General features: G+C 45.6%; 15 protein-coding genes. 5 read left to right on the forward strand and 10 right to left on the reverse strand.

Going from position 1 to position 14,425, the window contains the following annotated elements; genetic code table 11:
• Nucleotides 1-87 precede the first annotated feature (87 nt).
• Together LEPBO_RS0123475 and LEPBO_RS0123480 are read right to left on the reverse strand one after the other, a co-directional pair.
• Nucleotides 88-1,248 (reverse strand): toprim domain-containing protein, encoded by a 1,161-nt coding sequence (locus LEPBO_RS0123475; RefSeq protein ID WP_017290037.1) that lies wholly within the window; start codon nt 1,246-1,248, stop codon nt 88-90.
• Complete coding sequence (locus LEPBO_RS0123480; RefSeq protein ID WP_017290038.1) at nt 1,245-2,387, reverse strand: diaminopimelate decarboxylase family protein; 1,143 nt, start codon at nt 2,385-2,387, stop codon at nt 1,245-1,247. Before LEPBO_RS0123480 ends, LEPBO_RS0123475 begins: the two co-directional genes overlap by 4 nt.
• Nucleotides 2,388-2,496: 109 nt before the next feature.
• Between LEPBO_RS0123480 and LEPBO_RS0123485 the strand changes: the two genes are divergently transcribed.
• On the forward strand, nt 2,497-3,141 hold the full coding sequence (locus LEPBO_RS0123485; protein ID WP_225885676.1) for a chitin deacetylase family protein: 645 nt from the start codon (nt 2,497-2,499) through the stop codon (nt 3,139-3,141).
• 186 nt (nt 3,142-3,327) lie between these two features.
• Entirely contained in the window at nt 3,328-4,224 is an 897-nt protein-coding gene (locus tag LEPBO_RS0123490; RefSeq protein ID WP_017290040.1) for a sigma-70 family RNA polymerase sigma factor, read from the forward strand.
• Between the two features lie 347 nt (nt 4,225-4,571).
• Here LEPBO_RS0123490 and LEPBO_RS38045 read toward each other — a convergent pair whose 3' ends face one another.
• The 3 genes from LEPBO_RS38045 to LEPBO_RS0123505 all read right to left on the reverse strand — a co-directional run bounded on the left by LEPBO_RS38045 (nt 4,572) and on the right by LEPBO_RS0123505 (nt 7,067).
• Nucleotides 4,572-5,123: a hypothetical protein gene (locus LEPBO_RS38045; RefSeq protein ID WP_017290041.1), complete on the reverse strand. Its 552-nt coding sequence runs from the start codon at nt 5,121-5,123 to the stop codon at nt 4,572-4,574.
• 20 nt (nt 5,124-5,143) lie between these two features.
• Nucleotides 5,144-5,662, reverse strand: coding sequence for a universal stress protein (locus LEPBO_RS0123500; protein WP_017290042.1), 519 nt, complete (start codon nt 5,660-5,662; stop codon nt 5,144-5,146).
• Between the two features lie 415 nt (nt 5,663-6,077).
• A complete protein-coding gene (locus tag LEPBO_RS0123505; RefSeq protein ID WP_017290043.1) occupies nt 6,078-7,067 on the reverse strand; it encodes a zinc-dependent alcohol dehydrogenase family protein in 990 nt (329 codons plus the stop codon).
• 210 nt (nt 7,068-7,277) lie between these two features.
• Between LEPBO_RS0123505 and LEPBO_RS0123510 the strand changes: the two genes are divergently transcribed.
• Nucleotides 7,278-7,784 (forward strand): universal stress protein, encoded by a 507-nt coding sequence (locus LEPBO_RS0123510; RefSeq protein WP_017290044.1) that lies wholly within the window; start codon nt 7,278-7,280, stop codon nt 7,782-7,784.
• Nucleotides 7,785-7,957: 173 nt separating this feature from the next.
• Here LEPBO_RS0123510 and LEPBO_RS0123515 read toward each other — a convergent pair whose 3' ends face one another.
• The 4 genes from LEPBO_RS0123515 to LEPBO_RS0123535 form a co-directional block, all read right to left on the reverse strand.
• A complete protein-coding gene (locus LEPBO_RS0123515; RefSeq protein WP_017290045.1) occupies nt 7,958-8,407 on the reverse strand; it encodes a pyridoxamine 5'-phosphate oxidase family protein in 450 nt (149 codons plus the stop codon).
• Nucleotides 8,408-8,608: 201 nt separating this feature from the next.
• Nucleotides 8,609-8,836: a hypothetical protein gene (locus LEPBO_RS42445; RefSeq protein ID WP_144056252.1), complete on the reverse strand. Its 228-nt coding sequence runs from the start codon at nt 8,834-8,836 to the stop codon at nt 8,609-8,611.
• 343 nt (nt 8,837-9,179) lie between these two features.
• Nucleotides 9,180-9,986, reverse strand: a complete 807-nt coding sequence (locus LEPBO_RS0123530; RefSeq protein ID WP_017290048.1) for a potassium channel family protein — start codon at nt 9,984-9,986, stop codon at nt 9,180-9,182.
• A gap of 139 nt (nt 9,987-10,125) precedes the next feature.
• A complete protein-coding gene (locus LEPBO_RS0123535) occupies nt 10,126-11,871 on the reverse strand; it encodes a hypothetical protein (protein WP_017290049.1) in 1,746 nt (581 codons plus the stop codon).
• Between the two features lie 408 nt (nt 11,872-12,279).
• Between LEPBO_RS0123535 and LEPBO_RS44520 the strand changes: the two genes are divergently transcribed.
• Nucleotides 12,280-12,411, forward strand: coding sequence for a hypothetical protein (locus LEPBO_RS44520; RefSeq protein ID WP_263970833.1), 132 nt, complete (start codon nt 12,280-12,282; stop codon nt 12,409-12,411).
• A complete protein-coding gene (locus LEPBO_RS0123545) occupies nt 12,399-13,532 on the forward strand; it encodes a fatty acid desaturase (protein WP_017290051.1) in 1,134 nt (377 codons plus the stop codon). The genes LEPBO_RS44520 and LEPBO_RS0123545 overlap by 13 nt, the downstream gene beginning before the upstream one ends.
• Before the next feature lie 23 nt (nt 13,533-13,555).
• On the opposite strand, the gene LEPBO_RS0123550 is transcribed toward LEPBO_RS0123545, so the two are convergent.
• Entirely contained in the window at nt 13,556-14,338 is a 783-nt protein-coding gene (locus tag LEPBO_RS0123550; RefSeq protein ID WP_017290052.1) for a DUF1350 family protein, read from the reverse strand.
• Nucleotides 14,339-14,425: the final 87 nt, after the last annotated feature.

Below are 14,425 nucleotides of genomic sequence, written 5' to 3' on the forward strand. Positions count from 1 at the left end.
TTGTTAGCGGCTTGTGTTTCCTGAATCGCCCAAATTTAGGGGATTTGGAATGATTGACATACTTTGATTTGATGAAATCATCTGAAGCTAACCAAAACTATCTGCATAATAGGTAGAACTATTGCTCCAATCATTTTCTTCAAACTCAACTAGAGTATCAGAATTGTTTGGCTCGAAACTTTTTGCAATTCCTTGGGTGACAACTCGAATAATGCGGCGAGGTGAGAAAGATTCAAGTTCGACGTAATATCCTCGATCGAGCCATTCCAATTCTGCTTTTGATAAAGATTGGCGAACTGATTCCGGAAGTAATTCTGCTTCTTGAACAAAGACAGCTGATTGATTGACAATCATTTGTCGTTTTCCGATCGCTTGTCGAGGTAAAAGCCCTAATTCAAAATATCGTAGGGTCTGATTTTCAAACCATTCAGAACTGGTCTTTAAGGTATGAATTAAACTGATTCCTTGCGGTGTTGCGTCATGTAAAACATAAACTGTTAAATCTGAATTTCTTCTCAACATTTGCATCACTGTGTCAAAAATTGCAGCAGGATAACCATTTAGGCTGAGAATCGCACAGCTATTTTCAAAGTGGACATTATTTGCAATTAAAAGTTGTGCGATCGTAGCGCGATCACAAATAATCACTCGATCAAAGCTATACGCACTCACCTCGTCGCTGATTGTTGCTGCTGCTGCTGTAAGCTGAGGTGGATCTAAAAGCTTATCGATCGAATTGCCCACAAATTTCCAGCGTTCAATCCAGCCATGCAATTCTGCCTCCGTTACTGAAAATTGCTTCTGTCTTCTATTTCCAAACAATAAATCAGCAGCATATATCAAAGGTGAAGCAAATAGACTGAACACAAAAGATAAAACCAGAATTGCAATAAGATTATCAGAAAATGGAAGCTCACGAATTTCAGAACTTGTAAAACTAATAACACTTAAAATTATAAAAATTACTCCAAATGTATTGATTGAAGTCGGAATTTTATCTTCTGCGTCAGTGATTTTATAACGAGCTAATCTACGATTTATTGCATATAAAAACTGTTTCTCTGTAAAGAAAAGAATATCACCACTAGAGATTGAAGAAATTGTCTCCTTAAAATACTGATCTGTCATTTTCGAGCCTTCCATATGCACAGGCTCAAATGCAAATTGATGTTGACATTTTTTACAAAAACCTTGATTTTTTGTGCGATCGCTTAACCAATTATTTGTTCCACATTCAATACATTTCATCTCTGTCCCCCTAGCAAAACCGAATAATCTTCTCGATCTCGAATCAATCGATGTATCTGATTTTCCAGTAAAACTTCCGCAGGTCTAAACCGATGTAAGAAATGCGAAGACATTGCATAACCGTATGCTCCAGTGTCTAAAATCGCAACACAATCGCCAACGCTAAGTGCAGGCAATTGACAACTCTTTCCCAAATAGTCCCGCGAATAAGTTGTATTCCCACAAATATCGGTTAAGTAATACGCTCCCTCCTTCCAGCTCACAATCTCGCGATAGCCACCATGCACAGCTAAAACTGCTAAATTCGCGATCGACGTATCGACTCCAACAATCTGCTTTTCTCCCTGCCATTTCACTGAAACGACTTTTGCAAGAAGACAACCTGATTCCGCGATCGCGGCTCTCCCCGGTTCAATAATCAATTCCACATCGCTCAACTTCTCACTCAGCACTGTGCCAAATTCTTGCCAATCAAATCGCGCGCCGTCTTTGCGATAGGGATATCCAAATCCTCCGCCAAAATCTAGCACCCGCCAATCTGGAAGCTGTTGAGCCACATTAATGACAGTATCAATCACTTGAGTAAATGCCTCAGTCGCATTCGTGCCTGTGCCGCGATAGAAATGCAATCCGGTAATCGGAAATTTAGAAACTGCGATCGCATCTCGAAACTCATCAGGATGCACCCCAATCCGGCTTTCTCCCGTAATTTCAGGTAAATTCAAGCGGAGTCCTAGCTCGATCGGAACTTGAGCAAGCTCACAACAGTGCTGAACTTGCGAAACACTATCGAGATTAATCCGCCTTATCCCCCAGTCAAAAACCTGCTCAAAATCCTCACGGCTCAAGTTACTGCCGCTATACACAATCTGATGCGGCTCAAATCCAGCATGAAGCCCTAAATACACATCTCCAGGCGTATTTGCGTGTAGCCCCCAACCCGCTTTCAGAAATCGCTTGAGGAGCGCGAGATTTCCATTCGTAACGCTGGCAAAATGAAACTTTGTTTTTGGATAAGGAATCGCTTGGGTAATTTCAGCGATCGTCGTATCTAATCGCTCTGCCTGATAAACATATAACGGCGAACCATAAGTTTCTAATAATTCCTGCGCCAATGCGTTTGAGAATGGAATCGCCATTATCATTGCCTTCAATTGATGCGATCGACATTCTAACGGAGCGAATATGTTCTACTCTCAAATCTTTTTAATCTCTTTGGAGTTGCTTTTAGGGTTGATAGTCGTACTCTTGTTTCAACCTCGTTGGCTGTTGAGAATCATTGAGAAGCTGTCTCCAGGAGTGACCTACTTTTTTAAAACCCAGGAACGAATCGTAGCTTTATCGATCGATGATGGACTCGATCCAGCAACCACTCCGAAAATCCTCAGCGTGCTAGAAAAGTATCAAGTTCATGCCACATTTTTCTTGATTAGTAGCAGAGTCGAACCCAATCCAGAGTTGATAACTGAACTACTCGATCGAGGACATGAAGTTGGCAATCATCTCACCCAAGACGAACCGAGCGTTTTGCTGTCAGAAATAGAGTTTGAAGCAGCAGTCATCGAAGCTGAGAATATTCTGTCCAAGTATACACGCCCAAAGTGGCTTCGCCCGGGTGGAGGTTGGTACAAGAAATCTACGATCGACATCGCTCAGAAGCATGGATATCGGGTGGTTTTAGGTGATATCTTTCCCTACGACACGCATATCCCTTCCTCCTGGTTTGCAAGCTTGTTTATTCTCTGCAATATTCGTCCTGGGTCGATCATCATTTTGCACGATACCGGAATGTGGGGAAAAAGAACTGCTACGACTCTAGAAAAGATTTTACCGATGCTCGATCGTCAAGGCTATCGAGTTGTCCCACTTTCAGAACTCGCGCATTCTCCCTGAAAGTGCTGAGCCAAACTTGTTTGTATTGATGCTAGATGAATTGGCTGGAAGTAAAAAGGCAAGACTGATTCACCTCAGTGTCAGCGTCCGTAGAAAATAGAATATCTGAGTAATCTCTATCACTTCTCCTCACAACTTCCTCACAGTCTTATTCAAGAATGCAGTTGGATTGAAAGAGGAGGTTATATGAGCCACGATTTAGTGCGCGACTACTTAAAAACAATTGGCAAGGTGCCTCTGCTCAGTCGATCAGAAGAACAACAATTCGCCCAACAAATTCAGGTCATGCAGTCTTTGTCGGAGATTCCTGAAGACCAGCGGACTCATGAACAAAGGGAACTCATCCGAGTTGGCAATCGAGCAAAGCAAGCAATGATTAAGGCAAACCTACGATTGGTTGTGAGTATTGCAAAGCACTACACCTATCGCGGACTCGATATGATGGATTTGGTTCAAGAAGGCAGTCTGGGACTGACCCGAGCAACCGAGAAGTTTGATCCGACGCGAGGATATAAGTTTTCAACTTATGCTTACTGGTGGATTCGCCAAACAATTAGCCGAGCAATCGCAACTCAATCGCGATCGATTTGTCTGCCGACCTCGGTGATCGAACGCTTGAACTGCCTAAAAAAGACTTATCGATCGCTGAGCCAGACTTTAAAGCGGCAACCAACTCAGCAAGAAATAGCAGATGCGATGGACATAGACAGGAAAGCCTTCGAGGAACTGCTCGCTTACTCTCATCATGTTGCTTCGCTCGATCAACTGGTTGGATTTGAGGAAGATACATCGTTAGGGGATTTACTAGCCGATGATGTCGCTCCGCTCGAAGAGCAAGTCGAGGAGAGAATTTTTAATCAACAGCTCAAAGATTTGCTCTATTGTTTAACGCCTCGCGAGCGAGCAGTGATTCAGACTCGATATGGATTAGAAGATGGCAATCCCTTGAATCGTGCTGCTACTGCACGAAAATTAGGAGGACTCAGCCGGGAACGGGTACGTCAACTCGAAACCTCTGGACTGCGAAAACTCAAAGCCGCTTTAGCTCGGCATAATCCTCTCAAGAAAGCACGAGCAAGCTAACCTAATCAAGCCGCCTTCTAAGTTCAGAAGGCGGCTTGAGCATTTGCGCTTCAGATAACAGGTGCTCCTAGTACAACTAACCAAACAAGCAAGACTAAAATTAGCAGGATGATATTGCTCCAAACATGCACCTGCTCATGCGAGAGATGGAAAAATCGATGAAGCATACGTCACCTCCATTAGCACGGCTCACCTATGAACATCACCAGATTGGCACTTCAGTCCTCCCAAAATCAATTAGAACACAGTGAAGATGTTCTACCTTGAAGGTAACTGAAGCTTGTGAGGATTTCGTGAGTTTTTTACAGTGGACAGGTTTATTCGTAAGGTATGTCAGTACCTATCAACTACAACTGGCTAGACTTTAGCGATCGCTCAAAATTCCAATTGCACAATTGCTGAGGGGCAGTCATTTCAGGCTTGGGATAAAGATAAAATGACTGAAAATTTAAGGTTGCTTGCTGAAATAAAATCCAGTGTGCTTCAGATTGACCATCCTGCTCATGCCGAACTACTCTTCCTTGTGCAAGCTGAAGCTGTTGTTCCTCATCCCAGAAAAATGCTTTCTTTTCAGGAGTTCCCCATTGGCTCCCTTCCCAGGAGACGAGATAACCCTGTCCAACAATGCGGCGATCAAGATTCAGTTGCCCCCGCAGACAAACAAACGCATCCGAGTGCGGATAGCCATAATAGCCCTCAATCTGCTGGTTCTGCTTCCGAAACACAAAACAGACTCCTTCGCCTTGTTGCCACCCTTTAGGCGGCGGTTGAGTGCAAATCTGATAGTCTCCATCGCGGAGTTGCGCCAAAGTTGGGGATCGAGCTTGACTCATTTGAAGCATCGAAAATATAGCAATGCAGGAGAGTAATGCAACTGCACCGTTTAAGAATCCTTTCATTGTCTCGATTCCCGTATGAATCAAACTTCAGTCAAAGCGCGATCGCGAATCTCAGTCGATTCTTGTTTTTGCGCAGCAGACACCAAGAAGACTGAACAAGAGGCGTGTTGAGTCACATAAGCACTGACGCTTCCCATCATCCAGCCCGGAAGTTGGCTTTGTCCTTGTCGCCCCATCACAACGAGATCAGCCTTCCATGCCCAGACCCAATCGCAAATCACATGCCCAGGATTGCCATAGCTTTGGGATGCTTCAGCGGGGACACCAAGGGCGCTTGCTTGCTGTACGTAAGATTGCAATCGCGTTTCCCATTCAGTTTGATAGGTTTGCCACGCCTGCTGAAACTTTTGCCCTACTTGAAAGCTCATTGACTGATCAGCCTTCAAGAATTTTTCTAGTGGAAGCCCTGCTTCATCCACTGCTAGAACGTGAAGAATCATCAGGTGAGCATTCATCGCCCGTGCGATCGCCAACGCTTGTTCTAATACGATCGCGCTCATTGCAGAGTCATCTAAAGCAACTAAAATCTTTTTCAGCATTTGTCCACTCCTAGCTGTCAGTACTGCCGGATAAAAGCTGAAATTCGTAGTTATTCTGAAGGGTCGATTCAGCTCCTATAATTCTTGTTATACAGCGAAATGTTGAAGAAGGTGTGAGGGTGAAATATTACGTTTCAAAGTGTTTTACAACGCAGAGGGGATCAATCACAATCGATTAATCCCCTCTACCAACTGAACTATTCAAGATTAGGTTCCTCCGTAACCTTGGATGTCGGATCTCGTACTTCCCCTGAACCTTCGCAGTCAGAACTTGACTTTGGGCTAGCTAACACACCAATGCTCGCTATCAATGGTTGAGCTATTTGCTTTTAGGTTGGAGACTCTTTACGAGTCCACCTATATAATAGCACTTTGGATTGCAATGGATTTGTATTTTTGTTGCATGATTACTGGTTTAGGGATTGATTTCTAAAACGGCTGCACCTTGAATTTGTCCATTGCGTAATGCTTGTAGAGCTTCATTTGCCTGAATCAGTGGAAAAGCTTGCACTTGCGTCTGGATAGGGATTTTGGGAGCCAGTGCTAAAAATGCTTCTCCATCTCGGCGCGTTAGATTCGCAACCGATCGCAAGACTCGCTCTCCCCACAATAAGTCATAAGAAAAAGCAGGAATCTCGCTCATATGAATTCCGGCACAGACGACAACTCCGCCTTTTGCAACGGCTCGAAGTGCCGCTGGAACCAGAGAACCAGTCGGCGCAAAAATAATCGCTGCATCGAGTAATTCTGGAGGAACTTGATCAGAAGCACCAGCCCAAACTGCTCCTAGCTTCTTTGCGAACTGTTGACCTGCCTCATCGCCGCTACGGGTAAACGCGAAGACTTGACGACCTTCGTAGCGGGCTACTTGAATTAAAATGTGAGCCGCTGCTCCAAATCCATAGAATCCAATCCGCTGGGCATCTCCAATCATTTGATAAGCTCGATATCCAATCAATCCGGCACACAGCAATGGAGCAGCCTGTAAAGCAGGATAAGTGTCAGGAATCGCAAAGCAGAAGCGGTGATCTGCGACGGTGTACTCTGCATATCCACCATCAATCTGATAGCCAGTAAATTCAGCTGTATCACATAAATTTTCTCGTTGGCTTTGACAGTAGCGACAGTGATTGCAGGTATGACCAAGCCAAGGTACACCAATGCGATCGCCGACCCGAAACTGCGTCACCTGACTTCCCAGTGCTGCAATCGTTCCAACAATCTGATGCCCTGGAATCAGAGGTAGCTTAGGCTGCGTTAGCTCTCCATCTAGAATATGCAAGTCTGTGCGACAGATCCCACAAGCATTCACGTGAATGAGTACTTGCTCAGGATTAGGGGTTGGAATCGGGCAGTCGGTGAGCTTGAGCAAGGTATTAGGCGTATGTAAAACCATTGCACGCATAAGTTATCCTCAGATTTTTTTCACAGTTATGATTGACAGCAGAGAAGACAGAGATTAGAAGTTCACGATTAAGGAGTAGGCAAGAGCACCACTTCACACTTGGATTCTAGAGTTCTGAATAGCCTTGCTCACAAGTTCCTCAACTTTGTTATCTATAACTTGAAGTGTAGAAAATTCCTGAGACTCAAGACGAGTAAGTGAGATTAAACTATGTTTCGCAAAATTCTAGCCGCGATCGATGATTCTGACCTCAGCCAGGCGATTTTTGAGCAGGCTTTATCACTGGCAAAGACCAACCAGGCAGAATTGATGCTCCTGCATGTACTCGAACCCTTTATGGAGAGTTATCCGGGTGACCCATATGTGGGAGTCTCCGAGTCGGCAATGCAAGCGTATTGGAAACACTGGCATGAACGCGAGCAAGCAGGGTTGAACCGATTGAAGCTACTAGAAGAACAGGCGAGACCAGCAGAGGTTGCTCTAGAGTTCTCGCAAAATGTAGGCAATCCTGGCAAGGTCATTTGTGCTACTGCAAAAACTTGGAATGCCGATCTGATTATCGTCGGACGACGAGGATTCAGGGGTCTCCAAGAGTTTTGGATGGGGAGTGTCAGTAATTATGTATTGCATCATGCACCTTGTCACGTCCTGACGATTCAAGGCGTTCCTCAGTCTCAAAGCCAATCAGAAATGGCGAACGCTGTGAGTGCAACGTAGAAAAACCTGAATGTCGGATGAGTTTCGTGATTCGGCTGCTTTGAACATAGATTTTAATTGGGGTGTAGACGGCATGATTGAACCGTCTACACCATCAATGCTTTCCAAATGAGAGGTGAGGCGATACGATCCTAGTCCACTAAAGTGCACTAGAAATTTGAAAATGGTGAGGATTACGAATCCGCCTCTCTGCTCGTCATCCGTCCCGTCATTTCGGTCGGCTGAACCCGATAGACCTTAATGGCTTCAGCCCTACCTTGAGCATCGATCCAAGTGCGATTGATTGCAGGCGATAGGCTAGAATTCCGTGCCTTGGCGAGATGCATAACCTGATCGATATCGGATTGCTCTGTCAGACGCTCCGCTTCACCTGTGACGATCGCACTTCGCCAATGTTCTAGATCCTGAACTTCTTCAACCTGCAAACATAGCGCAGGATTGGCATCTAGATCATGCGTCTTCATACCTTCGGTTGTAAACAGGTAAATCGCTGAGTCTTTGAGATAATACTGCATCGGAAGAACGTAGGGTCTTCCTTCATGAATACAGCCTAAATGACCATATCCGACTTTTTCTAAAAGTTCAAAAATGTCTTTTGAATTCATTTCATCAATATCTATCATCGTAATTATCCTCGTGTAATCAACAAAGCTCCGTCTGAATCTTGAGGCGCTACTTTTAGAATTTGCGCACACTATTCAGACTAGATGGCAAACTTGAGGAACTTGTGAAGATGCTATGGCTTGGGCGGTGCAAGCATTTTTTCATCCTCGAAATTTTGTCGATTGGGTCGCTTGTTTCCCCCATTTTGCCTGACCTAGCTGTTAGCGCTCTAGGTTAGAGTTGATCTGCCAAATACGTTCTAGAAATTCTCGATCGGCTTCTAGCTGTTCTACTTCACGCTGATCTCGACGATGGACAACACTCGCAATTAAGAAAAACATGAAAAATACTAAGAAAAAGCTCCCTGCAACTGCGGTAGAATCAACCGGGGTAGGAAGTTGCGATACAAATCGAGCTTCTGCTTGGATAGTAGGGTAAAAATGAGTCATTGTATATACAGCCCCTTCTTGTTCTAGTTTAACGAATCGAGAAAAATAAGTCACCAATCGGGATCGAGGCAGAAGTCGCAGCTTGAGTGAGGAGAGCCAACAAAACGACAAATTGTCACGATTTTTGAACTTCTTCAAGCACAGATCAGATTCCTCGAAACACTTCTTTTCATCGAGCTTCTACAGAGTTCACTTTAATCCAGCAAGTTGAGGAACTCGTGAGGATGAATAATAAATCGTTTGCACAAGTTCCTCATTTTTTGAACCCTCGACATCCAGTTTTGCTGACTTCTTCCCAAGCCCGAGTGAGATGGATTGCTCAATTTATCTGCATTGCAAGCATCTAGAGGTTTTCTGATTCTGATGGTGCAGATGGTGCAGTTAAATGACTCGCTAAGGATTGGATCTCGGTTCGTAGCGCTGCAATCTCCACGTGTAAAGCTTGAATTGATTTTGTCCCGGCAATCTCGGCGGCATCATCTTCAGCATCTCGATCGACAAAAAAAGTTGCGATCGTAGCTGTGACATATCCAAACACTGCAAAACCATAGACTGCTAGGACAAAGCACAGAATTCGTCCTTCTGGCGATCGCGGAAAGTAATCTGATCCCATGGTCGTTAAGAGCATTGCCGTCCACCATAAGGCAGTTCCGTAATTCTGTAATCCATTTGGCACTTCTCGCTCAAATGCGTACATTCCCGCAGCACCTACTAAGATTACGATCGCGGTTGAAGCAATAACATAACCAAATCCGCGTCGTTGAAAGCTAGTACTCAGTGATTTCATGCCGCGATTAGTGCGTGTCATAATGCCTAGCAATCGGATTCCCCGCGCTGCTCGTACTACTCGAAAGACTCGCAAAATGCGTAGCGCTGGCAATGCGAGTGAGCAGACGGTTAACCAATTCTGTCGAAGATAGACGCGCTTATACGGTGCGATCGCAAACTCTAATAGAAAATTGAAGATAAAGAGCAGCCAAATCGTAGTCCCCGCGACATCTAGGAATGGATTCAGTCCCACAATAAGTTCTACAACAAACAAGGCTAGCCAAACAAAGCTCAGGACTAACATTGGAATATCGAGCCATTCTTCGAGTTGTTGTAAAATCTCGTTCCGGGCTTGAGAGAGGGAGTGTTGATGATGATTCATACGACTGCCAATGTTACTGGTACGCTGCTTGCAACTTTGCTCTCACTGATGAGAGAGGCTTACTACTCTATGTTGCAATGATAGGTCTTTCATCTGGCGTAGGCAGTAACATGCCAAACCACAAGAACACCCAAACTTTCTACAAAATAACTCCCGGCGGCAATGGCACAATCCCCGGTACTTCTCCTCCTAGCATTGCTGACTGATAATCAATCATCGTTGCCCCATGCTCTCGAAACACCGCTAACAACGATCGCTCAGCCCGGCGAGGTAACATCGTCCGCCAAGTTCTCAACGCTTCCAATACATTCCCCAGCCCATTAAAGCGATCGCGATCTTGCACTGCCACTCGATCATTCTCACCCCGCCAACTCCGAGGCACATATCCCATCGGAAATAGCACATTGTTTTCAACCCGTTCTAAGAGCGATCGCAACCCTGCAAACCGCCGCGCATGATAGTCATTCGGATTGGCAACGAGCCAAGCACTTACCGTCGGATCATTAACGACCTGATCGCGAAACTTGCGAATTGCACCAAACAACGCCTGATTAGAATCTCGCACACAAGAAGTCGAAGGAGTCACAACCGAAGCTCCGTTTCCATCTCCCGATCGATATCTTGCCTCCATATAAGCTAACTCTCGCTTAATCAAATTCAATGGATTAAACGTATAACTTCCCATCTTGTATGCAACCAATTCCGGCATTCTCACCAACACATCCGACACCGGAATCGTATACATCCAACCCCGCTGCAAACTGCCCATATAACAATGCCAACTCTGTGCTCCAGACACGATCGACAATGGACTATGTGCATAAACCTGTCGATAAATTAACCGAAACCGCAACGCCCCAGTAAACTCATCCGGCAGCAGCTTCGCAAACCCAAACGAGAAGTGCCCTGTCACGATCGGTATCTTATTCGCCCGCGCCCCTCCTCGCCACCCAAACGTATGCAGCACCAAAGCTTCATCCCCACGCTGCCATAACTCTCTCGTTCGCCGCTCAAGTAAACTCACTGTTCTCTGAGTCGGTGGAACGACCTGTCCATTATTGTCTACTAGCGTCGAATTCACTTGATGTAGTGGCATCTGCTTCCACTTGTCTCGATCGACATAGTTCTGTGTTTCCTCCCGTCCAATCACCATCTGCTCTGGTGGCAATCGCAGAATCTCAGCAGGTTCCAATGCCTGCACCATAAACTTTCCATCACGACCTCTTGCACCATAGATGTACCAGCCATTTGCATTCAGAGGCAACTTCTCAATATTCACGATCGAGCTTTGCTCCAAATTAAACTTCGGATTCAGAGTCCCGGATGCAGGCAAACTCACAATCTCTTCCGCACCTTCAAACCGACGACTCGTACGATCGTAATGTCGCACCCGATAGTCTTTCCCACCCACAGGCGCAACAAACTGCACAAACCCGCGTGCGATCCCCTCAATCTGAATCGGTTCATCATTAATCCGAATAATCCAACTTTCTGCTTCTCGATCGACAGACACCACATCCAGTTCGACCTGCATATCATCTTCTGCCCTTGCTCCAATCAGCGACTCCAAAGGGCTAACTTGCTGCCATCCATCTAATCGAACCGGATGGATATTGCCTTTCGCCTGACTATCGCGCGTAATTTGATCAAATCGCAGATCACGCGTTGCTTTCGCGAGCCAAGGCTGATGAATCGAATCTCGATGCCACGTCAACCAAACTTGCTGACCTTTCAGGTGAGCCTGGCTCGCTGGCACATTTTGAATTTCAATAAACACGCCTCCATCCTGCCGCCGTTGCTGAGTTTGCGGCAAAATCAGTCGTCCAGTCCAAGGCGCGATCGGCAAATAATAACCATCTAGATTCGAGATCGTGAGCTTTTCCATGTTGAGTTACTTCTGATTCTGAAATGATTCGGACAATTCAAGACAATGCAGCCTATCTCAACGTCTAAAAAGTTAGGCTATCAAATCGCCCAGAATTGCGACATCGGAAGCAACAAAGCGTTCTGACAAAACAAGAAAGCCCATCACGTCCAGGTTGGACAACAGCTTCACTCCTCTCAATTACGGCAACTGAGTTGCAATCGTCTCTCTTCTTCAACGCTAATTGGAACAGAAAGTCAATCGAGCAGTCTTCAGCTCTAGTACCTCTTAAACCCTGGACGCTTACATATTTCAAAATTTCCTCTCCGGAAAAATTAGATTAAATCTATAGGGAGATATCTCAATACTGGTCAATCATTAGCATTACAATGCTTTGGACATATACACAGATTGAATCGTGAGTGAATCGTGTCGATTCAGTCTCAATTGACGAATTTTTCCAGTCTTGAGCTTGCGCGATCGCATTGTCTAGCCTCTGCGATCGTGGCTAAGACGACCTGCTTATCTTTACAAGAGTATTGTGCCGAATGGAACCCGTGATCGAAAAGTCTGAATTTGTGCTGACCCCGTACATGAAAAGCAACGACTGGCGAGCAACCTTCCAGATTCTCAACACCGTTGTTCCTTATTGCCTGCTGTGGTTTCTCACGGTCAAAGCTGCTGCCATTTCCGTCTGGCTTCTTCCACCACTCATCATCCTGATGACGCTATTTTCGCTGCGCTGCTTCTCTTTGATGCACGACTGCGGACATTACTCACTGTTTCGATCGAAACAAATCAACCGCATTGTCGGATTCCTGCTGGGGATCATCAATGCGATCCCGCAATATGCCTGGTCAAGAGATCATGCCTACCATCACAAAACCAATGGCGATTGGGAACGCTACCGTGGCGTAGCAGACTTCCTCTCTACCACCGAATTCGCCCAACTCACGCCATCACAGCAAAAGACTTACGAAATTCTTCGCCATCCCCTCATGGCTTTGCCCGGCGGTTTCTTCTACCTGGCTCTCCAACCTCGCCTATCCCTAATCGCCGGAATCTACGGCTTTATTGTCCATGCTGCTACCTGCTTAAGCACAAATCCGCGCATCCATCTATCAGAGATTCTCTCAACTCATCAATCAAAGCATTGGAAGTCATCTACCGAATTTTGGGATCTCTTGCTGAACAATGTTTGTGTGATCAGCAGTTGGATCATTCTTAGCTCTCTACTCGGAGCAAGCTTCTTTTTTAGTATCTACTCCAGTGTTCTCACCTTATCGGCGATGATTTTCATCTGGATTTTCTTCATGCAGCACATCTTTGAAGGCTCCTATGCGCATACAACAGAAGGCTGGAACTATATTACTGGAGCGATCGAAGGCAGTAGCTACTTACAACTTCACCCCATTCTCAAATGGTTCACAGCCAATATTGGTTACCACAACATCCATCATCTTTCCGAGCGGATCCCAAACTATCATCTAGAAGCTTGCCACAATCAAAATATTCACCTGCTCTCCAAGGTCAAAACGCTAACCATCGGTAAGATGTTTACCTGTGCAAAGTTTATTCTCTGGGATCCCGATTCAAACTCTTTAGTTTCGATCGCATCTTTCCGCCAATCTCAGGCAATCCGCTTAGTCCAGACTGGCATCCCATCTCAACTCAAGTCTTAGTTCCAAGTCTCACTCCTCACACTCTATCTTCTAATTCTGCCGACGGGATCAAGCCACTGTAAAACCACCTGCTCTAACTGTCGTAACTCTCGATATACCTCTTGTCTCATCCACTGCCCGATCGCATCAATTGGCGTAAATGATCCCCCAACCTGCCACTTGACATCCGGTCCGAGCGGGGTCACATGCGTCCCTTTCAACCGCCGTGTCGCAATCATGCCTGGAAAACTCTCTTCTAACAACTGCGCCAACCCCAACGATTGATCGATCGAATCATCCGCAAACTTAATCAACAAATTTCGTCGAACTGCGTAGCGATCGCGAATCAGTGCATTCGTCTCGACAGGTGACGGAGTAAACTCGACGGCTACTCCTTGCGGCTTGAAAAACTGTGAAAACTGCTCAACCAAGGGCACTGCATCCCGTGCCGCATAGTTATTAAACGAAATCAGCACATTCCCTGCTCGTTCTACCGCAAACAGACTGCCAATCAACAGATGCAATTTGCACCCCATACTGTGCCCAATCCCATAAATGGGTAAATATCGCACTGAGACACGCGATCGCACATTTTCCATTGCCCGTTCAAAACTGACTAAAACTGACTTGGCAATCTCCGTATGATCAAACGTATTCACAAACGGAGTTGCCACGACCAAGTATCCCTGCTCGCCTAAAAACTCTAACAATCGCCGATACGTTAACTGCGGAGCCGTCGCCACAAACGCCCCACCTAAAAAATGAACGATCGCGATCGGACGATCCGGAATCAAAACCCAATTCCCCGAAATTTCCTGCCAATCCATGAGCAATCTGCACGCGCGAAGGGTATCTATAAGTCAATTCTATTGGATTCGTAGAGAGGAGGGAGCGAGGAATAAAGGAGTCTTCCC

The organism is Leptolyngbya boryana PCC 6306, assembly GCF_000353285.1.
Lineage (GTDB): Bacteria > Cyanobacteriota > Cyanobacteriia > Leptolyngbyales > Leptolyngbyaceae > Leptolyngbya > Leptolyngbya boryana.